Source organism: Streptomyces sp. NPDC020845 (genome assembly GCF_044334165.1).
Classification (GTDB): domain Bacteria; phylum Actinomycetota; class Actinomycetes; order Streptomycetales; family Streptomycetaceae; genus Streptomyces.
On record NZ_JBIRSJ010000029.1, the window covers coordinates 1 to 21,172 of the forward strand.

General features: G+C 68.9%; 19 protein-coding genes and 4 pseudogenes. 15 read left to right on the forward strand and 8 right to left on the reverse strand.

Annotated elements, in window-relative coordinates:
• Nucleotides 1–296 precede the first annotated feature (296 nt).
• From panD to ACH4U7_RS48820, 5 genes and pseudogenes are all read right to left on the reverse strand, one after another.
• Nucleotides 297–737, reverse strand: coding sequence for an aspartate 1-decarboxylase (panD, locus tag ACH4U7_RS48800; protein ID WP_398534200.1), 441 nt, complete (start codon nucleotides 735–737; stop codon nucleotides 297–299).
• 579 nt (nucleotides 738–1,316) lie between these two features.
• Nucleotides 1,317–1,703, reverse strand: coding sequence for a transposase (locus tag ACH4U7_RS48805; RefSeq protein WP_398534201.1), 387 nt, complete (start codon nucleotides 1,701–1,703; stop codon nucleotides 1,317–1,319).
• 89 nt (nucleotides 1,704–1,792) lie between these two features.
• Nucleotides 1,793–2,625 (reverse strand): annotated as a pseudogene (locus ACH4U7_RS48810) (integrase core domain-containing protein).
• A gap of 26 nt (nucleotides 2,626–2,651) precedes the next feature.
• Nucleotides 2,652–2,804: pseudogene (locus ACH4U7_RS48815) on the reverse strand (alpha/beta hydrolase); the annotation flags it as partial.
• Between the two features lie 177 nt (nucleotides 2,805–2,981).
• Nucleotides 2,982–3,605, reverse strand: coding sequence for a LysE family translocator (locus ACH4U7_RS48820; protein WP_398534202.1), 624 nt, complete (start codon nucleotides 3,603–3,605; stop codon nucleotides 2,982–2,984).
• A gap of 109 nt (nucleotides 3,606–3,714) precedes the next feature.
• On the opposite strand from ACH4U7_RS48820, the gene ACH4U7_RS48825 reads away from it, so the two are divergent.
• Nucleotides 3,715–4,689 (forward strand): LysR family transcriptional regulator, encoded by a 975-nt coding sequence (locus ACH4U7_RS48825; protein WP_398534203.1) that lies wholly within the window; start codon nucleotides 3,715–3,717, stop codon nucleotides 4,687–4,689.
• Nucleotides 4,690–4,937: 248 nt separating this feature from the next.
• On the opposite strand, the gene ACH4U7_RS48830 is transcribed toward ACH4U7_RS48825, so the two are convergent.
• Nucleotides 4,938–5,093 (reverse strand): Tn3 family transposase, encoded by a 156-nt coding sequence (locus ACH4U7_RS48830; protein WP_398534204.1) that lies wholly within the window; start codon nucleotides 5,091–5,093, stop codon nucleotides 4,938–4,940.
• A gap of 276 nt (nucleotides 5,094–5,369) precedes the next feature.
• On the opposite strand from ACH4U7_RS48830, the pseudogene ACH4U7_RS48835 reads away from it, so the two are divergent.
• Nucleotides 5,370–5,658 (forward strand): annotated as a pseudogene (locus tag ACH4U7_RS48835) (integrase core domain-containing protein); the annotation flags it as partial.
• Here the strand turns inward: ACH4U7_RS48835 and ACH4U7_RS48840 are convergent.
• Complete coding sequence (locus ACH4U7_RS48840) at nucleotides 5,632–5,991, reverse strand: TetR/AcrR family transcriptional regulator (RefSeq protein ID WP_398534205.1); 360 nt, start codon at nucleotides 5,989–5,991, stop codon at nucleotides 5,632–5,634. The pseudogene ACH4U7_RS48835 and the gene ACH4U7_RS48840 overlap by 27 nt on opposite strands.
• A 342-nt stretch (nucleotides 5,992–6,333) precedes the next feature.
• On the opposite strand from ACH4U7_RS48840, the gene ACH4U7_RS48845 reads away from it, so the two are divergent.
• The 13 genes and pseudogenes from ACH4U7_RS48845 to ACH4U7_RS48905 form a co-directional block, all read left to right on the forward strand.
• Nucleotides 6,334–7,311, forward strand: a complete 978-nt coding sequence (locus ACH4U7_RS48845; protein ID WP_398534206.1) for a thiamine pyrophosphate-dependent dehydrogenase E1 component subunit alpha — start codon at nucleotides 6,334–6,336, stop codon at nucleotides 7,309–7,311.
• A complete protein-coding gene (locus ACH4U7_RS48850; RefSeq protein WP_398534207.1) occupies nucleotides 7,308–8,345 on the forward strand; it encodes an alpha-ketoacid dehydrogenase subunit beta in 1,038 nt (345 codons plus the stop codon). Before ACH4U7_RS48845 ends, ACH4U7_RS48850 begins: the two co-directional genes overlap by 4 nt.
• A 243-nt stretch (nucleotides 8,346–8,588) precedes the next feature.
• Nucleotides 8,589–9,815 carry an IS110 family transposase gene (locus ACH4U7_RS48855; protein WP_398534280.1) on the forward strand — a complete coding sequence of 409 codons (1,227 nt, stop codon included), beginning with the start codon at nucleotides 8,589–8,591 and terminating at the stop codon, nucleotides 9,813–9,815.
• Between the two features lie 52 nt (nucleotides 9,816–9,867).
• Nucleotides 9,868–11,340, forward strand: coding sequence for a dihydrolipoamide acetyltransferase family protein (locus tag ACH4U7_RS48860; protein ID WP_398534208.1), 1,473 nt, complete (start codon nucleotides 9,868–9,870; stop codon nucleotides 11,338–11,340).
• A 159-nt stretch (nucleotides 11,341–11,499) separates the two neighbouring features.
• Nucleotides 11,500–12,327, forward strand: coding sequence for an SDR family NAD(P)-dependent oxidoreductase (locus ACH4U7_RS48865; RefSeq protein ID WP_398534209.1), 828 nt, complete (start codon nucleotides 11,500–11,502; stop codon nucleotides 12,325–12,327).
• A 38-nt stretch (nucleotides 12,328–12,365) separates the two neighbouring features.
• Nucleotides 12,366–13,550: an acetyl-CoA C-acyltransferase gene (locus ACH4U7_RS48870; RefSeq protein WP_398534210.1), complete on the forward strand. Its 1,185-nt coding sequence runs from the start codon at nucleotides 12,366–12,368 to the stop codon at nucleotides 13,548–13,550.
• Nucleotides 13,547–14,065 carry a MaoC family dehydratase N-terminal domain-containing protein gene (locus tag ACH4U7_RS48875; RefSeq protein WP_398534211.1) on the forward strand — a complete coding sequence of 173 codons (519 nt, stop codon included), beginning with the start codon at nucleotides 13,547–13,549 and terminating at the stop codon, nucleotides 14,063–14,065. Before ACH4U7_RS48870 ends, ACH4U7_RS48875 begins: the two co-directional genes overlap by 4 nt.
• Nucleotides 14,062–14,529: a MaoC/PaaZ C-terminal domain-containing protein gene (locus tag ACH4U7_RS48880; RefSeq protein WP_398534212.1), complete on the forward strand. Its 468-nt coding sequence runs from the start codon at nucleotides 14,062–14,064 to the stop codon at nucleotides 14,527–14,529. Before ACH4U7_RS48875 ends, ACH4U7_RS48880 begins: the two co-directional genes overlap by 4 nt.
• On the forward strand, nucleotides 14,526–15,575 hold the full coding sequence (locus tag ACH4U7_RS48885; RefSeq protein ID WP_398534213.1) for a phosphotransferase family protein: 1,050 nt from the start codon (nucleotides 14,526–14,528) through the stop codon (nucleotides 15,573–15,575). Before ACH4U7_RS48880 ends, ACH4U7_RS48885 begins: the two co-directional genes overlap by 4 nt.
• Before the next feature lie 54 nt (nucleotides 15,576–15,629).
• The gene (locus ACH4U7_RS48890) at nucleotides 15,630–16,898 is read left to right on the forward strand and encodes an acyl-CoA dehydrogenase family protein (RefSeq protein ID WP_398534281.1); all 1,269 of its coding nucleotides are present in this window, start codon (nucleotides 15,630–15,632) and stop codon (nucleotides 16,896–16,898) included.
• Entirely contained in the window at nucleotides 16,895–17,734 is an 840-nt protein-coding gene (locus ACH4U7_RS48895; RefSeq protein WP_398534214.1) for an enoyl-CoA hydratase/isomerase family protein, read from the forward strand. The genes ACH4U7_RS48890 and ACH4U7_RS48895 overlap by 4 nt, the downstream gene beginning before the upstream one ends.
• Before the next feature lie 178 nt (nucleotides 17,735–17,912).
• Nucleotides 17,913–18,107, forward strand: coding sequence for a cobalamin-dependent protein (locus tag ACH4U7_RS48900; RefSeq protein WP_398534215.1), 195 nt, complete (start codon nucleotides 17,913–17,915; stop codon nucleotides 18,105–18,107).
• 226 nt (nucleotides 18,108–18,333) lie between these two features.
• Nucleotides 18,334–19,285, forward strand: a pseudogene (locus ACH4U7_RS48905) (methylmalonyl-CoA mutase family protein); the annotation flags it as partial.
• 43 nt (nucleotides 19,286–19,328) lie between these two features.
• Here the strand turns inward: ACH4U7_RS48905 and ACH4U7_RS48910 are convergent.
• Nucleotides 19,329–21,131: a SpoIIE family protein phosphatase gene (locus tag ACH4U7_RS48910; protein WP_398534216.1), complete on the reverse strand. Its 1,803-nt coding sequence runs from the start codon at nucleotides 21,129–21,131 to the stop codon at nucleotides 19,329–19,331.
• Nucleotides 21,132–21,172: the final 41 nt, after the last annotated feature.

A 21,172-nucleotide genomic window follows, 5' to 3' on the forward strand; every position in this document is an offset into this window, starting at 1 on the left:
GGTGAGGAGGGGCACCGCCACTCATGGTCGGTGGAACCAGGAACGCGACCGTCGCTGTTCGACCCAGATGGTCTTGCCCCGCGCTGCATGGTGGGGTCCTCTGCCCGACCTCGCTGTGTCGGCGGTTGGCCTGGTTGCGTTGGGCGGCGATGCGTCGAGCTCCTCTGGTTCCGTCTCGGCTATCGGGGGGCTCTGGCGCCCGGTGAGGTGGCCAGGGCGGGGAAGGCCCGGGACGGCTCCCTCGCTGAACCCGCACCACCAGCTGCTGGAGCGGGAGCAGTGGGCCGGTGAGTGGCCTATCGACCGGTAATCTCAACCAAAGCGACCGCGTGGGGGCTGCGCTCGCCGCGACCGGTGCCGGGTACCGGCTCGGTGGCGTCGGAGCCGAGGGCGACGGTGCGGTTGTCCTCGTTCACGTGCACGATCCGTGGGCGCAGGCGTCGGGCCACGGCGTCCTCGACCTGGGCGTAGCTGATGACGATGACCAGGTCGCCCGGATGCACGAGATGTGCCGCCGCCCCATTGATGCCGACGACGCCCGAACCCCGGCGCCCCTCGATGACGTAGGTCTCAAGACGGGCTCCGTTGGTGATGTCCACGAGGTGAACTAGTTCACCGGGGAGCAGATCGGCCGCCTCCATGAGATCGGCGTCGATCGTCACCGATCCCACATAGTGCAGGTCGGCCTCGGTCACCGTGGCCCGGTGAATCTTGGACTTCAGCATGGTGCGCAACATCGCGCCACCTTTCAGGTAGATGCATGGTCGCGTCCCCTGCCAGGGGTTCGCGCCGGCAGCCCGATGATAAAGCGGACGCTGCGCTACAGCGGTGCGAAGTGTGACCAAAGCCACTTTTGTTCGTCGTTGAAGCATCGCGGGGGAATGACGGCTTGTCGGCGCCGCGGGTACGGATTCAGCCGTGGAGTGAGTGGCAGTGGAAGCTGAGGCGGCTCTGCAGGTGCCAGATTCCCGTTTCATGAGTACTGCGACCAGGCTTCGCAGTCACCACTGGGCACCACATTGCGGATGCCGAAAATGGCGTCCAGCCTGGTGAGAAGCATGTTCCTGTCTAATGAGCTGCCCGCGCGTGCAGTGAGGAGTTTGGACCTGTGCTGGGTCTGACTCCGGGCGTCTACTGTACATATGCGACGCCCGGTCACGATGCCAGCCTCCAGGCAACTCGGGACGCAGAGGCCGAAAAAGGTGGACTCCTTTACTTGGCTGATTGTGCGTCAGTGTGGCCTGGGAGAACGGACCGGAGCACGCCGCTCAGCCTCGACGCAACTGGAGGTCAAGACATCCGATGCGGATGATCTGTCAAGCGGCGGCTTCGGTGGCAAGGTTTGTCGGTGCGGGAAATGCGGTTGCTTCGTCGTAGTGGATGCCGTGGGTGAGGCAGTGGTGTAGGCATCCGAGCAGTCGGTTGAAGAGGTTGCGCTGGGCGGAGGTGTGGCGGTCTCTTTGGCTTTGCGTCGGGGGTCGTAGTGGGCTCGGGCGCGGTGAGGCGGTGAGGGCCCAGACGTAGCCGGCGGAGGCCAGGCGTTGGTTTTTGGCCCGGCGGGCGAGTACCGTCACGCTTCTTCCGGACGCCCGGGTGATGGGTGCGGCCCCGGCGAAGGCTTTGAGGCCTTTTGCGTCGGTGAAGCGGGATCGGTCGTCGCCGATCTCGGCGAGCACCCTGCCCTTGTCGAGAATGTCATCCATGCAGGTCACGCAGCATGTCGGTACTCGTGCCCCCGCATCCGCCAGGATGGCATCGAACAGTGCGAGTGCCGATAAATCATCCACGCAGCTCAGGCCGCGTGCTGGTACTCGTGGAGCGCTCCGCCGAGTCGGTCTCGTCGGTCGATTTTCAGGTGGGCGAGCTGGGCTTGTTGGGCGATGGGTGCGGGTAGCGGGCGGCATGGGGCGGCTTGCTCGAGTGCCCTGTGCGGGCGGTGTTCGTTGTAGAAGGTCTCGTACTCGCGCAGTGCGTGGAGGAGGTGGCTCTGGTTCCAGATCAAGGTCCGGTCCAGGAGTTCTGTGCGGCAGGTCTGTATCCAGCGCTCCATGAGCGAGTTCATCCGCGGTACTCGAATGCCGGTGGTGACAACCTAGCTTTGGCCTGGCTGCGGAGGAAGTTGGCCCAGGTGGTGCTCTGCCGTTCGGGCGCGGGTGGGATGCCATGATCGCGGAGGATCTCCCAGACGGTGGAGGCGGCGACCTTGATCCCCAGGGCTGCGAGTTCGCCGTGGATCCGGCGATATCCCCACGAGACATTCTCCCTGGCCAGGCGCAGGACCAGGGCGCGGATCGACCGGATGGTGCGTGGGCGTCCACGTCGTCTGGGTACGCAGGTCGCGGCATGGCGCCGCCTGAGCAGTTCACGGTGCCAGCGCAACACCGTGTCGGGCCGGACCAGCAGCAGAAGGTGCCGCAGCCTGTCTTTGGGAAGGTGGTGGAGCAGGCTGGCGAGGGCAGCGCGGTCGCTGTCGGTGAAGGTCGGCTTGCCGACCTGGCGTTGCAGGACCAGCAGTTGGTGCCGGAGGACGAGGATCTCGATGTCCTTGTCTTTGTCGCTCATCGGCAGGAGGCGTAGGAACGCCAGGGCGTTGGTCGTGGCGAGGTAGGCCAGGCGCAGCAGCACGACAGATCATGATGCCGCCAGAACCCAGTGAGGGTGCTGCGAGCGGGATGGAAGTCGGCACGAACCGCATCCCACCAGTGGTGGTTGTTGGCCTGGCCCGCCAGCAGGACCAGCGGCGTCCCCTGGCCCTGGAGCTGTTAGGCGATGCGGGTTCCGTCCGGTGTCATCGCGTGTGTCATCGGCTTCCTCGCTCCCGCGTGGGATCTATCCGGGCCTGAGTGAGCGGTGAAGCCGGGGCGACCGTCTTGGTGTGCTTCGTCGCCATCAGCCGTGCAGGGCAACCTCATGGCTGCCGGTACACAAGGGCGGCAGATGGCCCGCGCGGTCGGTTGCTGGAAGAAGTACCAGCCCGGCCCTCAGACACCCGCTGCCACCGCGGCGCCCAGCCCAAGCAGGACGACGCCGGTCGTCACACTGAGCCCCCGCAGGACAGCCGGCCGCGATACCAAGGCGCGCCCTCGGCCGACGGCCCAGGTGAGCAATAGGTACCAAGAGGCACTGACGAGCGCCCACAGAGCTCCCAGGGCGACGGTCGACAGGAACACCGGGCCCTTGGCCGTCACGAATTGGGGCAGCACCGAGACGGCGAACACGCCGGCCTTCGGGTTGCCGAGGTTGGTGCTCAGGCCGGTGAGGTATCCGCCCGCGAAGCCGGTGCGGCGCCCGCCCTCGCGGGGCGGACGGGTGGAGGCGGTGGTGAGCGCGGTCCGCAGCGTGTTCACCCCGAGGATCATCAGCACGATGCCCCCTGCGATCCGGAGTACCGCGTACGCGCGCGGGCTGGCCAGCAGGGCAGCGGACAGCCCGGCCGCGGCGGCCGTGGACCACAGCAGGAAGCCGGTGGCGTTGCCCGCGAGCGTGCCTCGGACTGTGCGTTGCCCGGTTTCCAGAACCTGCCGGATCATCATGGCTTGACTCGCGCCTGGCAGCATCGCCAGCAGCAATGTGGTGGCGATGAAGACGGGCACATGCGTAGGCATGGGGAAAGAACCCTTCCAGGGATCGCGGTCGATGGGTGCACCACCAGGCTTCCTCTCCCGCACTTATAAGAGAAGTTAAAAGAGAAGGGTGCAGCGTTAGGATTATTGAATGGTGGTGGACCCGGGACAGCTCCGGCTTCTCGCGTTGATCGAGCGGCACGGCTCCTTGACGGCGGCGGCTCACGCCCTCCAGCTCACGCCCGCGGCGGTCACACAGCAGGTGGTCAAGGCCGAGCGCGACTGGCAGGTGCCCCTGGTCATCCGTGGTCCTCGCGGAGCAACGCTCACCGCGGCCGGTGCGCTGCTCGCCTCCCACGGTCGAACCGTGGAGGAGGCGTCGGACAAGGCCGAGGCGCAACTGGCCGCACTGCTCGGTCACCTCTCCCTACGGCTGCGGATCGGAACGTTCCAGGCGGCTGCCCTGCACCTGCTGCCACCCGCCCTGACGGCCCTGCGGCACCGCCATCCGGGCGCCGACGTCTCCGTCGTAGACGTGGTGTCCGGACGCGGAGCGGACGAGATCAGCGCAGGGCGCCTGGACCTCGCCATCGTCGCGTCCTGGGGCACACCGCTCGCGCCGCCCCCGCACCTACGCGCCCACCCGCTCCTGCTGGACCCGATGGTCGTGGTTCTCCCCGACGACCACCCACTGGCCACCGGGCAGCCCGCGGACACCGAACTGCGCCTAAAACAACTGCGCGACGAATCGTGGGTTTCCATCCTGGCCGGCCACGCCGCCCGCGAACAGTTCCACGACGCTGCCCGCGAGGCCGGCTTCACTCCCACCGTGCGGTTCGAGACCGAGTCCTACGACGTTGTCCAGGCCCTCGTCGGCACAGGCAGCGCTGTGGCTCTGGTATCGCGCCTGGCCCTGACCCATGCGCCCGGCACCACCCATCGCGAACTGGCCCACCCCAGGCCCTACCGCCAGCTCTACGCCCTGACCAAAACCGACGCCAGCCTCACACCACTCGCAGACATGCTGATCGACCTCCTACGCGATGTCGCCCACGACATTACCGCCACCTGGGAGGCTCCCCTGCAAGAAGAACAACGCTCATCGGACTCACCGCACGGAGCCTGAAAAGCCCCCGGTCCTGAATCGGCACCGCCTGGTCGATGGGCGGCCGGCCCCGCCAGCCGACCATCGACGTCGGCAGCCGGCTTGGCGTCGGCCCCGCCGTAGCTGGAGCTCGGGGGTGGTCGAAGCCACGGCAGTCGGCTTCGACCACCCCGCCGCGTCGTCGGCGCTTCACCTGGAGGCTGCGGGCTGCGGTTCATCCGTCCGCTGGCCGGGGATGGGCGCGGCGGGGCCGAGATCGAGACGGCTGTTCATGTCGAGCCGAACCGTCCGTACGGATTCACATGCGTCCAGAACAGCGGTGACAAGCCCCGGCGGTCCGCGTCGGTGAGCTTGTCCGCCCACCTCGGGTCCGCCAGGACCTGCTGCATCAGGAGGGTGTTGACGTGTTCTCTGAACTTCGCCATCTCGGCATAGGTCAAGCGATGTTGGCCCGGAGTCTTCTGCCTTGCCCCACGGGGCAAGGCAGAAGTAGTCAGCGGAAACCGGGGGCGCCGTCCCGTTCCTGGCAAGAAGCTGGGCGCCGGTTCTTCTCATCTGGTTCAGACAGCGGAGTGATGAGAACGGGGCCTGCCCGGCTTTCGTTCCCATACTCTGTCGAAACGTTCATTGGACTCAGCGGTGAACACCGGGCCGATAGCCGGGCGGTCCAGCGGGCGGGGGAACGCCGGGTGCTGGCCGGACAACGTGCCTCGCAGGAGTTCGCGAAGGTCTGCGCGGATCTCGGTGTGATCAGATCGCGCGGCGCGGTGCGTACGAGCGCAAACAACGCCGCCGCCGAATCGTTCGACGCGACCATGAAACGCGAAACACTCCAGGGCAGGAGACGCTGGTCAGGAGCACGAGAGGCCCGTCTCGCGGGTCTTCCGATGGGCCACCCGCTACAACACCAGGAGAAGACACTCCGGCATCGGGCAGACCAGCCCGATCGCCTACGAACAACGATCAGCTACCCTGACCACCGCCGCATGACAACCGGTGTCCACGATCCAGGGTCAAGCCCCCGTCGAGGATGTCCCGGGGGTCAGGGCGCCCCTCCTCGGCGAGCAGTGCGTCGCAGCGGGCGCTGATGTCGGCCACGACGGCCCGGCCACGCCGTAGCAGGACGGCCTCCAGCAGGGCCTCTTTCATCCCGAAGTGATAGTGCACGGCTGCCGGTGCCAGGCCTGCCGCGGCGTTGATCGCGCGCACCGAGACGGCCTCCACGCCCTGCTCGGCGAAGAGACGCCCGGCCGCGTCCATGAGGGCCTCGCGGGTCGCCTCTCCGTCGCGGGGACTCTTACGGCGTCCCTTGTGTTCAGCCACGCCCGGTCCCTCGCTGCTCTCGGCTGTTTCGCCAGTCAGTTGTTCTCGGGTGATGAGCCTAGCCGGACCAGGATGCGGCGGACCGCTTCGGGAATCAATTTGTTTCAAACAATTGATTCGATCGACTGATCGGCTTAATGTCGTGTCGCGCCGGGCGAGCGGAGCCGCCGCTTGGGCCCCTGTCCCTGCCCCCGCAGCAGGGCCGGGCGGCAACACCTCGCTGCTCAGCCGCGCACGCACCCCGCAAGCCCCCGACAACCTTTTTCTCGCATTCCCGTCCCGGTGCGACACCGAACCCCGCTGGCCGGGGCCGCCCCGCACCCCATCCCGCAAGGAGGCGGTATGGCGCCCAGGAAGCGACGGCCCACCAACGTCCAGGCCGACCCCGAACTGCTGCTGACGATGTTCACCACAGTCGCCCGGGCGCGCGCCCTGGAGGACGCCCTCGCCCTGCACATCCGAGACCACGGCTTCGCCGGGTTCTGGCATCCGGGCAAGGGCCAGGAGGGTGCGGTTGCCGGCGCCTGTGCCGCACTGCGCACGGACGATTACCTCTTCTACCAGGGGCGGGGTGCAACCTGGCCGCTGGCCAAGGGCATGGGCCTCCAGCCGATCATCGGTGACCTGCTGGGCCGGGTCACCGGCTCCACCGGCGGCAAGGGGGCGGGCGTGCCGCACTGGGCCGACCCGGCGCTGGGCATCATGGGCGAGGGCGCGACACTCGGCAGCGTCTACCCGCTCGCCGCCGGAGCTGCCCTGTCGGCCAAGATGCGCGGCACCGACCAGGTCGCCCTCGCTGACTTCGGCGACGGAACCTCGCACCGCGGGACCTTCCACGAAACGCTGATCCAAGCCGCCTCGTGGAAGCTGCCCCTCGTCTACTTCTGCGAGAACAACGGCCTCTCGGTCTCCACCCGGTTCGACGACGTCAGCCCCACCCCGAACGTGGCCGACCGTGCCTCCGCCTACGGTATCCCCGGCGTCGTCGTCGACGGGCACGACGCCGTCGAGGTCCATCGGGTGACGGCGGAGGCGGTCGAACGGGCCCGTGCCGGAGAAGGCCCCACGCTGATCGAGGCGAAGGTCACGCGGGTCGGCGGCCACTGGGAGGGCGACGCCCAGCAGTACCGGCCCGCGGACTTCCTCAAGGACTACCAAGACCCGCTGGAAGTGCTCCTCAATTACCTCGGAGACGACCACGCAGAGACCGCGGACAAGATCGTCGCGGACGCGGCGGCGGAAGTGGCGGAAGAACTGCAACGCGCCGAGGCGGCGGACCTCCCCGACCCCCAGATCATCACGAAGGACGTGTTCGTATGACGACGCTCACCGAGAACGCGCCCGCCGTCGGCGGACCCGAACCGGCGTGCCAGAGCACGCATGTGATCACCTATCAGGCGGCGCAGGGCGAGGCCCTCGTCGAGGAGATGCGACGCGACACGACGGTCTTCTGCATGGGCCAGGACCTGCGCATGGGCGGCTTCTTCGGCGGAACCCGCGGCATGGTCGACGAATTCGGCTACGAGCGGGTCCTCGACACCAGCATCACCGAGGCATTCATGGTCGGCTGCGCCGCCGGTGCCGCGATGACCGGCATGCGCCCGGTGGTCCAGATGGGCTTCGCCGACTTCTCCCTCATCGCCGGCGACGAGATCTTCCAGAAGCTCGGCAAGTGGCGGCACATGCACGGCGGCCAGTTCGAACTGCCCGCAGTGATCATCATGCCGATCGGCCCGAGCGGCGGCGCGGGGCCCGAGCACTCCGGATCCATGGAGATGCTGGGCATGCACTTCCCCGGCCTGAAAGTCGTCGTCCCGTCCGACGCCTGGGACGCCAAGGCGCTGCTGAAGGCGGCCATCCGCGACCCCAACCCCGTCCTGTACTACCCGAGCAAGCAGCTCGACTGGATCCGCGGCCCGGTCTCCACCGACCCCGACGAGATCATCCCGCTGGGTCAGGCCGCCGTACGGCGCACCGGCACATCGGCGACGGTCATCACCTACGGCTGTATGACCCGGCGGGCCCTGGAGGCAGCCGAGACCCTGGCCGGTCAGGGCATCGAGCTGGAGATCGTGGACCTGCGTACCCTCGTCCCGCTTGACCTGGATACCGTGACCACATCGGTACTGCGCACCCACCGGGCGCTCATCGTGCACGAGGCGCCGCGCACCGCCGGCCCGGGAGCGGAGATCGCCGCCGCCATTCAGGAGCGCTGCTTCTGGCACCTCGACGCACCGATCATGCGCCTCGGCGCCGTGGACGCCCCCATCCCGGCCAGCCGCCACCTGGAGCAGCACTGCTTCCCCAGCGTGGACGACATAGCCGAGGCGGCCCGACGGCTCGCCCGCACCTAATGGGGTTCATCGGGTCGTGAGTGAGACTCGATGAGTGGCCGCCAGCAGGTGAGCACTGCCCGCACCGGAACTGTTCGAGCTCTGTGGTCAGACCGTGCCCCTGCTGGTCGGCCGGGAGGCCGGACGGCTGATGGGATGGCGTGCCCGCCGGGCTGATGAGCGTGAGCACTGGATCCATGAGGGCGCGAGCTGTGTCTTCCGCAGGCCACGCACGCGATGCACGTCAAGAGGTTGGAGAAGCGGGTGCTGTTCATCGGCGAGGACTGGGCCGAAGGCCACCATGATGTCGAGGTTCAGGACGGTTCGGGCCGCAAGCTCGGGGCTGCCCGTCTGCCGGAGGGGGTCGAGGGCATCGCAAAGCTGCATGCCCTGATCGCCCGGCACGGTGGCGATGGCCTGGGGCCGGGGCAGGTGGTGGTCGGGATCGAGACCGACCAAGGCCCGTGGGTGCAGGCTCTGCTCGCGACCGGCTATCAGGTCTATGCCGTCAACCCCCGACAGGCGGCCCGGTTCAAGGAACGTTACGGCACCTCCGGGGCGAAGAGCGACAGGGGTGATGCACACGCGCTGGCCGACATGGTCCGCATCGACCGCGCTCAGCTGTGGCCGATCGCCGGGGACAGCGAGCACGCCCAGGCCGTCAAGGTCGTCGCCCGGGCCCACCAGACGCTGGTCTGGGAGCGCACCCGTACCTTCCAGCGGCTGCGCAGCACGCTGCGTGAGTACTTCCCCGGTGCGCTCACCGCCTACGCAGGACTGGAGCTGACGAGTACGGACGCCCTGGAACTGCTGGTCAAGGCACCCGCACCCGCGCAGGCGGCGAAGCTGACGAAGCAGCAGATCACCGCTGTCCTCGCGAGGCACCGGCGTCGCAACCGGGACCAGAAGGCCGCCGCGCTCCAGACCACACTGCGCCAGCCGCAGCTGGACGTCGCGGCCCCGGCTGCCGACGCCTACGCGGCCGTCGTGGCCTCACACACCCGGCTGTTGATCGCACTGAACGACCAGATAGACGCCCTGGAAGGGCAGGTGAGGGCACATCTTCTCGCGCACCCGGACGCTGAGATCCACCTGTCGATGCCAGGCATCGGCGAGATCATTGGTGCCCGGGTGCCGGCCGAGTTCGGCGGCGACCCCACCCGCTACGTGTCCGCAAAAGCCCGCAAGAACTACGCCGGCACCAGCCCGATCACCCGGGCCTCCGGCAAAATCCACGCCGTCCAGGCCCGCTACGTCAGCAACAACCGCCTCGCCGACGCCCTCCAACGACAAGCGTTCTGCGCTCTGCAGAACTCACCCGGAGCCCGCCGCTACTACGACAAGCAGCGCGCCCGCGACCTCGAGTACAACCCCGCCCTGCGACAGGTCGGCAACCGCCTCGTCGGCATCCTCCACGGATGCCTCAAAACCGGCACCCACTGCGACGAAGCCACCGCATGGGCGCGCCACGCCAACCTCGCCACAACTTGACACCCAACGCCATGGGATGTCTGACCACCCGCCGAGCCGCCGGAGACTTGATATGACGACGCTGATCGAAATCCGCCTGCCCCATATGGGTTCCGTCGAGCGGGCTGTCATCACCACCTGGCACAAGGGGCCGGGTGACAAAGTGGCCCTCGACGAACCCTTGTTGGACGTGTCGACGGACAAGGTGGAAACGGAAGTCGCCTCCCCCCAAGAGGGCACCCTGGTGGAGATCCTCGCGCACCCCGACCAGGAGGTGCCCGTCGGCGAACTGATCGCTCGGTTCGCCCCGCTCGATGCAAGCGACGCGGAGATCACCGCCGCGCTCGGGGGCGAGCCGCAGGTACCGGCGGCGCCCGCGCCCGCAGAGCCTGCACACGCGGCGCCTGCACCCGCCCCACCACAGCAGCACCCCGAGCCGGCACAGCAGACGCACGAGCCTCACCCGGCACCGTCCGGCGCCCCGCCGGTGCCCGCCGTCACGGCACGCCAGGACCTCGACGGGCTGTCGCTCGTCCTCACCAATGCCCTGCGTTACGTGACGGACCCCGCTGCCACCGACCATGCGGCGCCACCCACTTCACCGTTGGTGCGCCGCATGGCCAAGGAAGCAGGCATGGACCTGCGGGCCGTGCGCGGCACCGGCCGCGGCGGCCGCGTCACCCGCAATGACGTCCGCGCTCATCTGGAGGCCGCCGCCACACCGAAGACACCGCCGGCCCCCGCCGAGCAAGCACCTGCGACCGCACCCCCGGCTCCGCCGACGCCTTCGGCCCAGCCCGCCACCGCCACCCCGCGCCCCGACGGCTACGAGGCCATCCCCTGCGAGGAGGTGCCGCTCACCCCGACCCGCAAGGCGATCGCCGCCCACATGGTGGCCTCGGTGAGCACCGCGCCGCAGCTCACCGCCCAGGTCGACGTGGACTTCACACACCTGGCCGCCGCCCGCGCCGCGGTGAACGTCGACCGGGCACGCCAGGGCCGGGACAAGCTCAGCTACCTGCCGTTCATCGCCCGCGCCCTGGTAGCGGTGATCGGTGAACACCCCGACATCAACGCCACCTTCACCGACACCCACCTGCTTCGCTGGCGGACGGTGAACCTGGGCATAGCGGTGGACGTGGAGGCCGGGCTCTACGTCCCGGTGATGCGCGACGCCCAACGCCTCAGCCTGGACGGCATGGCCGAGACCATCACGGACCTCGCCCAGCGCACCAGGGACCGCCGCCTGACCGCGGCCGACCTGCAGGGCGGCACCATCACCATCAGCAACTCCGGCAGCGTCGGCGGTGTGACCTCCACGCCGATCCTCACCCGCCCGCAGGTGGCCTCGCTCGGCGTGCCCGCAGTGATCCGCCAGCCCGTGGCCGTCACAGGCGACAACGGCGAGGAATACATCGCCATCCGCCCGGTCGCCCGGCTCGGCCTGACCTTCGACCACCGCGCCATGGACGGCTCCGCCGCCCTCCGGGCGCTCAATGCCCTGCAGCACGCACTGCAGGAATGGCCGGCGGAGGCCTACCGCTGATAAGCCGCCCACCCGCGCGGTTGGAGCGGGAGGTCAAACCAGCCGCGCGGGTGGGCCACCACCTCGTCCCGGGCCCGACGCCAACGCATCCGGGCCAGCATTCCCCTCGACCAGACGGCGATGCATGCACGTCGTGATCAACCCTCATGGAAGGCCGCTATGACGAAGCTGGCAGGCAAGGTCGCTCTGATCACCGGAGCGGGCCGCGGAATCGGACGGGAGATCGCCCGCAAGCTCGGCTCCGACGGAGCCCGAGTACTCGTCAACGACCTTGACCGGGAACCCGCCGAGGAAACGGTCGCCCTGCTGGAGAAGGACGGCATCGAGGCCGCCGCCTTCCCGGGCAGCGTGACCGAACCGGACTTCGGCGACCGCTTCGTCAAGGCGGCGCAGGACACTTACGGCCGACTCGACATCATCGTCAACAACGCCGGCTACACCTGGGACTCCGTGGTCCACAAGACCACCGACGAGCAGTTCGACGCCATGCTCGACGTCCACCTGCGCGCACCGTTCCGCATCCTGCGGGCCGCCACCGGCGCCTTCCGCGAGGCCGCCAAGCACGATGCCGAGGCGGGGGAGCGCACCGTCCGCAAGGTCGTCAACGTCAGCTCGGTCGCCGGACTCGGCGGCAACATCGGACAGGCCGGCTACGCCTCCGGCAAGGCCGGTGTCGTCGGGCTGACCAAGACGCTCGCCAAGGAGTGGGGCCGCTACCAAGTCACTGTCAACGCGGTCGCCTTCGGGCTGATCGCCACCCGGCTCACCGAGGCGCCCGCAGGCACCGGCGCCACCATCGACGTCATGGGCCGCGACATCAAGGTCGGCATCGGCGACGAGCTGCGCGGCGCCATGGAGGCCGGCATCCCGCTGGGGCGCGCGGGCACGCCCCAGGACGCCGCCAACGCGGTGTACCTCTTCACCATCCCGGAGTCCGACTACATCACCGGTCAGGTCGTCATCGCCAGCGGCGGGCTCGTCATCTGAAAACGTCTGCCCACACACCCTCAAGGAGCGACATCACCATGCCGGGATCCGTCATCATCGGCGGGGCACGCACCCCGATCGGCAAGCTGCTCGGTGCCCTGTCCGCGCTGCCCGCCCCCCGTCTCGGCGCCGCGGCCATCGCCGGTGCGGTGCAGCGCGCCGAAATCGCCTCGGACGACGTCGACGCGGTGGTCATGGGCACCGTCGTGCAGGCTGGCGCGGGACCCAACCCGGCGCGACAGGCCGCAGCCTGCGCCGGGCTGCCCATGAGCGTGCCCGCCACCACCGTCAACAAGCTGTGCCTGTCCGGACTGCACGCGGTCGCGCTCGCGGACCTCATGGTCTCGGCCGGACACCACGACGTTGTCGTCTGCGGGGGCATGGAGTCGATGACCCAGGCCCCCCATCTGCTGCCCGGCGCCCGCACGGGCTACCGCTACGGCACGGCGACAGCGGTGGACGCCCTCGACGCCGATGCGCTGGTGTGCGCCTTCGACGGGATCTCGATGGGTGCGGCCACCGAGGCCCACCAGACCAGCCTGGGCATCTCGCGGGAGGAACAGGACGCCTTCGCGGCCCGCTCGCACCAACTGGCCGCGAAGGCGGCCCAGACCGGCCACTTCGCCGACGAGATCGTGCCGCTGACCGTGCCGGCACGCCGCGCAGAGGTGACCGTCGAAACCGACGAGGGGATCCGCGCGGACACCACCGCCGAATCCCTCGCACGGCTGCGGCCCGCTTTCGCGCCGGACGGCACCATCACGGCCGGCTCCTCCTCCCAGCTCTCCGACGGTGCCTGTGCACTCGTCGTCACCAGCCGGGAGTACGCCGAGCGAATCGGGGCCGAACCGCTTGCCGAGATCGGGGCATACGGCACGGTGGCGGGCCCCGACCCCTCGCTGCTGGCCCAGCCCGCGAACGCCGTCCGCGACGCGCTCGCACGCGACGGCTCCCTCAAGCCGTCCGATCTCGACCTGCTGGAGATCAACGAGGCATTCGCCGGCGTCGCGATCCACTCAACCCGCGAACTCGGCGTCGACCCCGACCAGGTGAACGTCAACGGTGGCGCCATCGCCCTGGGGCACCCCGTGGGCATGAGCGGCGCCCGCCTCGTACTGTCCCTCGCCCTCGAACTGCGACGCAGGGGCGGCGGAACCGGAGCGGCCGCCCTGTGCGGAGGCGGCGGCCAGGGCGACGCACTTCTGCTGAGGAGCTTCACGTGAGCACTCCTGCCACCATCGGGACGGCCAAGCCGTCGCCCACCCCGCTCATCAACCCGTCCGTCATCGGCACCTGCACCCCGCCACACACGGCCCTTGTGGAGGCGGGCCGGCTGCGGCAATTCGCCCACGCCATCGGCGAGCGGCGACCCGAGTACATCGACGAAGAGGCGGCCCGGGCAGCGTCCCGCCCCGGGCTGCTCGTGCCGCCGACGTTCCTGTTCTGCCTGGAGATGGACCGCCCCGACCCCTGGGGATGGCTGACAGACATGGAGGTGGACCTGGCCACCGTCCTGCACGCCGAGCAGTCCTTCGTCCACCACCAGCCCGCCTGGTCCGGCCAGCGGCTGGCCTTCACCTCCCGCATCACGGACGTGATCGCCAAGTCGGGCGGGGCGCTGCAGTTCGTCGTACGCGAGACGCACGTGACGGACGAACACGGGCGAGTGGTCGCCGACCTGAGCACCACGCTCGCTGTCGTACGCCCTACGGCTCCCGCTGTGGAGGAGGGCCGATGACCGACGCAACAGCACCGACCGCAGGCCGCAACACCGCCGAGGCGGCTGTCGCCCCGCTGGTGACCTTCACCCTGCCTCCGGTCACCCGCACCGACCTTGCCCTGTATGCCGGGGCATCCGGAGACCACAACCCCGTCCACATCGACATCGATGCAGCCATGGCGGCAGGACTTGACGATGTGATCGCGCACGGCATGCTCTCCATGGCCTGGGCGGGACGTGTGCTCGAGGAGGTCACCGGGCCCGGATCCGTTCAGGCCTATCGCATCCGCTTCACCGCCCCGGTCCGGATCGGCGACAGGCTGACGGTCACCGTGACCCGAGCCGGAGAACAGCAACCGGACGGCACCACACCGACCGACGTCGACCTGCTGGTGGCCAACACCGAGGGACACGTCACGGCACGGGGCACGGCCCGACTGTCTCCGCACGCCCTCAGCGCAGCAAGGAGCCGAAGCACATGACCCAGCCCGCACCGACCAGCCAGGCAATTCCCGGCGTGGACTGTGAGCGGCTCGCGCAGTTCCTGACTCGTGCTGCCGGGCCGTGGACACCCCCGCCCGAAGCAATGCACGTCTCGCTGCTGTCCGGTGGCCGTTCCAACCTCACCTACCGCATCGACTGGGGCCCCCTGCGCTGGGTGCTGCGCCGCCCGCCGCTCGGCCACGTCCTGCAGACCGCGCACGACATGCTGCGTGAGGCACGCGTGCTCACCGCACTCGGCCCCACCGACGTCCCGGTCCCTCTCATGATCGCCGTATGCGACGACACGGACGTTGTGGGCGCGCCCTTCTACGTCATGGAGTTGGTCGACGGCCTGGTCCTGCGCACCGAGGACGACCTCGCCACACTGAACGGCCCCACCGCCCGCACGTTGGCCCACGGGTTCGTCGACACGCTCGCCGACCTGCACAACGTGTCGCCCACCGAAGTGGACCTTGTCGGCTTCGGCCGCCCCGAGGGATATCTGGAACGCCAAGTCAGCCGCTGGAAAAGGCAGTTGGAAGCCTCCACCTGCCGTGCCGTGGCCGGCTTCGGGGAACTGGCCGACGGACTGGCCCGCCACCTGCCCACAACCCAGCGGCACAGCCTGGTCCACGGCGACTACCGGCTCGACAACGCCATCTTCGAACCCGGCCACCCCGAACGCCCGAACGCCGTACTGGACTGGGAGATGGCCACCCTCGGCGACCCGCTCGCCGACCTGGGCCTGTTCCACCTCTACTGGATCGGCTGGGCAGGTATCGACAACCCGATCGCCGGAACCCCCGGCCTGCATCCGGCCTTCCCCTCCTGGGAGGAACTCGCCGACCGCTACGCACAGCGCAGCGGTCTGAAGCTGGACGCCCTCGACTGGTACATGGCCTTCGCCCACTACAAGCTCGCCGTGATCCTCGAAGGCATCCACTTCCGCCATCAGCAGGGCCTGACCGTCGGCGAGGGCTTCGAAGCGATCGGCGCGATGGTGCCCCAGCTCGTCGAGCGCGGTCTCACCCACCTTCACAGCTGACCCCACCTGCGACCGCCCACGCTGCCTGGCGCCGGCACACGAATGGACACCGAGATGGACTTCTCCTTCGACAAGCACACCGAGGAACTCCGCAAGAACCTCACCGACTTCATGGCCACACACGTCATCCCGTCCGAACCCCACTTCGCGGAACCCCACTTCGTCGCCGACTCCCGCGAACACCCCGGTGCACCCGCCTCCGGCTGGGGACGCCCGCCGGTCATGGCCGAGCTGCGCGACGAGGCACAACGCCGGGGACTGTGGAACCTCTTTCTGCCGCACTCACCGCTCGGCGCCGGCTTGTCCAACCTGCAGTACGCTCCCCTGGCCGAGATCACCGGCTGGAGCCCCCAGGTCGCCCCGGAAGCGCTGAACTGCGCGGCCCCGGATACCGGCAACATGGAACTGCTGGCCATGTTCGCCACCGACGAGCAGAAGAAGCGCTGGCTGGAGCCGCTCCTCGAGGCGCGCATCCGCTCCGCATACTGCATGACCGAGCCGGGTGTCGCGTCCTCGGACGCCTCCAACATGCAGCTCACAGCGCGCCGCGAAGGAGACCAGTACGTCCTCAACGGGCGCAAGTGGTGGGCCACGGGCGCCCTTGCCCCCGAATGCGAACTCCTCGTCGTCCTGGCCGTCACCGACTCCGACGCCGAACCACGCCACCGCCAGAGCATCCTCCTCGTCCCCACGGACACCGAAGGCGTCCACGTGGTGCGCGGCCTGTCCGTGTTCGGTTTCACCGACGCGGCCCACGGCGGCCACGCCGAAGTGGCCTTCGAGAACGTACGCGTGCCCGCCACCCACCTGCTCGGCCAGGAGGGAGAAGGCGCGCGGCTGGCACAGGCACGGCTGGGACCCGGACGCATCCACCACTGCATGCGACTGGTGGGGATGGCCGAGCGGGCACTGGAGCTGATGTGTGCCCGCGCCGAAGAGAGAACCGCCTTCGGACGCCCCCTGACGGAGCAGGGCGAGGTATTGAGCTGGCTCGCCGAGGCCCGGGTACGCATCGATCAGCTGCGCCTGATGGTCCTCCGAGCGGCCTGGCTCATCGACGAGATGGGAGCCCGCGAGGCCCGCACCCAGATATCGGCCATCAAGATCGCCGCACCGCAGACCGCCGAGTGGGTCATCGACCGGGCGATCCAGCTGCATGGCGCGGCCGGCATGGCCCAGGACCTGCCGCTGGCGATGCTGTGGGCCCAGGCGCGCGGCCTGCGTTTCGCCGACGGCCCGGACGAGGTGCACCGCATGGTGCTCGGCCGCAGAGAGCTGGCACGCCAGCGAGACAAGGCCCTGAGCGGAAAGGGAACGCGATGACAACCCGAACGCAACCGTCCGGCGAGCAACTCGCCTCGTCAACATCTCCCGTCCGGGTGGAACGCGACGGTGCCGTCGTCCGCCTCGTACTGGCGTCCGCGGAGACGGGCAACGCCTTCGACCTCGACTTCGTCACCGCCCTGCGGCGCGCCGTGGAACAGATCGTGGAATGGACGAACGAGCCGGGCCGCGGCGGCGTAGGCGCCGTGCTGCTGCGGGCCGAGGGCCGCAACTTCAGCGTCGGCGGCGACCTGAAGGCCTTCGTAGCACAAGGGGATGACATCGGCCCGTACGTCACGGCGGTCGCCGGCGCCGCACACGCCGCCGTCCTCGGACTCGTGGGGCTGTCCGTCCCCGTCATCGCGGAAATCCGCGGCGCCGTCGCAGGCGGAGGAGTGGGCCTGGCACTGAGCGCCGACCTGGTGGTGGCGGCGCGCTCGGCGAAGCTGCGCCTGGCCTACACGGCCCTCGGCCTCACCCCCGACTGCGGGGCCTCCTGGTTCCTGCCCCGGCTTGTGGGCGAACGCAGGGCACTCGACCTGACGTTCACCAACCGCGTTGTGCGTCCCACCGAGGCCGAGCAATGGGGGCTGTTCAACCGGGTCGTCGACGAGGAGGACCTGCCCTCCGCCACCGAGGAACTGGCCCATTCCCTGGCGACGGGCCATGTCCACGCGCTGAGCCGGACCAAGCTGCTGGTGCGCGCCGGACGGCTCGACGAACTGCACAATCACCTCGAATGCGAGGCCGAGTTCATCGCCGACGCCGCCGCCCGCCCGGAAGTCCGGGCGGCGATGCGCCAGTTCCTGGAGGGCTCGCACCGCGGGCGCACCTGACCGGAATGCTTCCGGCGCACGAGATTCGACCGATCACCTTCGCCCTTCTGCCTGCGCCCCGTGCAGGCCCCCGCACGTGTCTCCTCGGAGGCTCCCCTTGTCCACCCCTGCAACGACGACCGCGCCATCCCAGGGTGCTTCTGCGGAGCTGTACCGACCCCAGCACCCCGTCCGCTTCGTGATCGCCTCCAGCCTCTTCGACGGGCACGACGCCGCGATCAACATCATGCGGCGCATCCTGCAGTCGCAGGGCGCCGAAGTGATCCACCTCGGGCACAACCGGTTGGTCAAGGAGGTGGTGGATGCCGCGCTGGAGGAAGACGCCCAAGGCGTGGCCATCAGCTCCGTCTGCGGCTCGGGCTCGCCGGAATGATCAACTCGATGATCGAGGAACATCGCGGCGGTGCTGGGCGGTGACGATCCGCACTCGCCCGCCTGGTCACCGGCCTGACCGCCAGCACCGTGCCTGACCCGGTGCTGCACGCGGTGCACGCGGCAGCTTCCGAGCGCAAGGTGCCCGTCCTCGGCATCACCGGCACCGGCGGCTCCGGCAAGTCCTCGCTCACCGACGAACTGGTCCGCCGGCTGCGCACCGACGGGTGTCGATCTCCGGCTACCACATCGCCGAAGCCGGCGCGAATCCCATCAGCCAGCTCGCCTTCACCCTGGCCAACGGCTTCACCTACGTCGAGGCCTACCTGGCCCGCGGCATGGACATCGACGACTTCGCACCCAACCTGTCGTTCTTCTTCTCCAACGGCATGGACTCCGAGTACACGGTGCTCGGCCGGGTCGCCCGCCGGATCTGGGCCGTGGCGATGCGCGACCGGTACGCGGACAACGAGTGCAGCCAGAAGCCGAAGTACCACATCCAGACCTCGGGCCGGTCCCTGCACGCACAGGAGATGGACGTCAACGATATCCGTACCACCCTGCAGGCACTCATCGCGATCTACGACAACTGCAACAGCCTGCACACCAACGCCTACGACGAGGCCGTCACCACCCCCACCGAGGACTCCGTCCGCCGGGCCCTCGCCATCCAGCTCATCATCAACCGCGAGTGGGGTCTGGCCATGAACGAGAACCCGCTGCAGGGCTCGTTCATCATTGACGAGCTCACCGATCTGGTCGAGGAGGCCGTCCTCACCGAGTTCGAGCGGATCAGCGAGCGCGGCGGTGTCCTCGGCGCCATGGAGACGGGCTACCAGCGCGGCCGTATTGCTGTACGAGCAACGCAAGCACGACGGCACGCTGCCCATCATCGGGGTCAACACCTTCCGCAATCCCTATGCGGTTGCCCAGGAGGCCACCGTCGTCGAACTGGCCCGCGCCACCGAGCAGGAGAAGGTCTCTCAGCTCCAGCGCGTACGCGAGTATCAGTCCAGCCACCAAACGCAGGCGCAGTCGGCCCTGGCGGCTCTCAAGCAGGCCGCCACCGCCCGGGACATTGTCTTCGCGGTCCTCATGGACGCGGCCCGCGGCTGCTCCCTGCAGGAAATCACCGAGGCGTTCTTCGAGGTGGGCGGCCAATACCGGCGCAACGTGTGAGTCGGCCGGGCCGGCGGATCGGCCGGGTGAGGCCGATCCGGCGTCAGAACGGTGGAACCAACGGTTGTTCGGTCCAGATGGTCTTTCCCGAGCGGGTGTACCGGCTGCCCCACCGGTCCGTGAGTTGAGCGACGAGGAAGAGCCCCCGCCCGCCCTCGTCCATGTCGTGGGCCCGGCGAAGCCGCGGGTGGGTGTTGCTCGGATCCGAGACCTCGCAGACGAGGGCACTGTCGCGGATCAGGCGCAGCCCGACCGGCCCGCCCGCATACCGGATGGCGTTGGTGACGAGCTCGCTCACCACCAGTTCGGTCGTGAAGGCCATCTCCTCGAGTTGCCAGGCGGCCAGCTGCCGGCTGGCCCATTCCCGTGCGTCCGCGACGACCGACGGATCGGCAGGAAACACACGGACCGCCATGTCCTGCGACGGGACTGCCCGGGTACGGATGAACAGCGCGGTGGCGTCGTCCACGCAAGGGGCGCCGACAAGCTCGGCCATGACGCGGTGGCCCGTGTCCTCCAGGCCACGATCGGCGTGTACTTCGGATTGCAGCACGCGCCGCAGCTGCCCCATGCCGGCTTCGATGTCGCCTGACGGGAAGCCCAACAGGCCATCGGTGTACAGCACGAGTACGCTTCCCGGCTCGAGGTCGATTTCGACGGGCTCGAAAGGCATGCCGCCGATACCGAGAGGTGGGCCGGGAACGATGTCCACGAGCTGAGCTGTACCGTCCGGTTTCACCAGAACCGGCGGTGGATGCCCCGCGCTGGCGAGTGTGCAGCGGCGTTCACCCGGGTCGTACACCGCATACAGGCATGTCGTGCCCAGGACCTCTCCCTGTGGGGCGGACTGTTCTTCGCGCTGTCGGTCCAGCCGGGCGACCAGATCGTCCAGGCAGGCGAGCAGCTCGTCGGGCTCCAGTTCCATGTCGGCCAGTGTCTGGACGGCCGTGCGCAGTCTGCCCATGGCTGCCGAGGCGTAGATACCGTGGCCGACCACGTCACCGATGACGAAGGCCGTGCGCACGGAGGGCAAGGTGATGACGTCGAACCAGTCGCCGCCGACCCCTGCGCCTGTGGCCGCGGGTATGTACATCCCGACGGTCTCTGCCGCGGTGTTCTCGAACAGAGCAGGGGGCAGAAGGCTGCTCTGCAGCGCTACGGCAGCCCGTTCTTCCCGGAGGGCGCGACGGGCGTTGTCGAGGCTCAGTGCGGTGAGGCAGGCGATCTGCTCGAACACGACGGCGTCGTCTTCGTCGAAGGGCGCAGCCGGGCCGTGACGCCACACGGTGACGCCCCCGAGCAGCAGACCCCGGGCACACAGGGCCACACTCAGCCCTGACTGCGCGTGTTCGGGGAGCACCGATCGGATGAGGTCGGAATCCCCGCCGAGGTTGGCTCTCAGCAGTCCGAGGTCGTTGATCAGTACGGGGCGGCCCTGCTGCAGCTCATGGAGGGCGGGCGAATCCGGCACGGTCGGCGTCTCGGCTCCTGCTCCGGGAAGCCCGGCCTGCCACCCTCCTCCGCGTTGTGCGGCCCCCAGCCTGCGCATACAGAGCCCGCCGAACCGGACTGCGGTCGGCAGCGCGTCGCCCTCGAGCACGGCCTGGGCGACGTCCACCATGGCCACGTCCGCGAAGTCTGAGCCGGTGACCAGCAGCGTGGCGAGATCCTCAGCAGTCCGTGCGGCATCCAACGAGCTCCCGAATCCTGCTGCAGCGCGCAGAAGATCAAGGTGGCGGTGGACCCGCTCGCGCTCGGCTGTGCTTTGATCCATTTCGCACTTCGCTTCTGCCGGCCGGGAAGATCGGGCAATCCGGTTATCCATGACGATATCCAGATACGTCATTATTACTCAGCGGGAAGTACCTCAGAATACGGCCGTGGCGC

Coding starts and splice junctions, on each gene's coding strand:
- panD (WP_398534200.1), bottom strand. CDS start 737: ATGTTGCGCACCATGCTGAAGTCCAAGATTCACCGGGCCACGGTGACC.
- ACH4U7_RS48805 (WP_398534201.1), bottom strand. CDS start 1,703: ATGGATGACATTCTCGACAAGGGCAGGGTGCTCGCCGAGATCGGCGAC.
- ACH4U7_RS48820 (WP_398534202.1), bottom strand. CDS start 3,605: ATGCCTACGCATGTGCCCGTCTTCATCGCCACCACATTGCTGCTGGCG.
- ACH4U7_RS48825 (WP_398534203.1), top strand. CDS start 3,715: ATGGTGGTGGACCCGGGACAGCTCCGGCTTCTCGCGTTGATCGAGCGG.
- ACH4U7_RS48830 (WP_398534204.1), bottom strand. CDS start 5,093: ATGGCGAAGTTCAGAGAACACGTCAACACCCTCCTGATGCAGCAGGTC.
- ACH4U7_RS48845 (WP_398534206.1), top strand. CDS start 6,334: ATGGCGCCCAGGAAGCGACGGCCCACCAACGTCCAGGCCGACCCCGAA.
- ACH4U7_RS48850 (WP_398534207.1), top strand. CDS start 7,308: ATGACGACGCTCACCGAGAACGCGCCCGCCGTCGGCGGACCCGAACCG.
- ACH4U7_RS48860 (WP_398534208.1), top strand. CDS start 9,868: ATGACGACGCTGATCGAAATCCGCCTGCCCCATATGGGTTCCGTCGAG.
- ACH4U7_RS48865 (WP_398534209.1), top strand. CDS start 11,500: ATGACGAAGCTGGCAGGCAAGGTCGCTCTGATCACCGGAGCGGGCCGC.
- ACH4U7_RS48870 (WP_398534210.1), top strand. CDS start 12,366: ATGCCGGGATCCGTCATCATCGGCGGGGCACGCACCCCGATCGGCAAG.
- ACH4U7_RS48880 (WP_398534212.1), top strand. CDS start 14,062: ATGACCGACGCAACAGCACCGACCGCAGGCCGCAACACCGCCGAGGCG.
- ACH4U7_RS48885 (WP_398534213.1), top strand. CDS start 14,526: ATGACCCAGCCCGCACCGACCAGCCAGGCAATTCCCGGCGTGGACTGT.
- ACH4U7_RS48890 (WP_398534281.1), top strand. CDS start 15,630: ATGGACTTCTCCTTCGACAAGCACACCGAGGAACTCCGCAAGAACCTC.
- ACH4U7_RS48895 (WP_398534214.1), top strand. CDS start 16,895: ATGACAACCCGAACGCAACCGTCCGGCGAGCAACTCGCCTCGTCAACA.
- ACH4U7_RS48910 (WP_398534216.1), bottom strand. CDS start 21,131: ATGACGTATCTGGATATCGTCATGGATAACCGGATTGCCCGATCTTCC.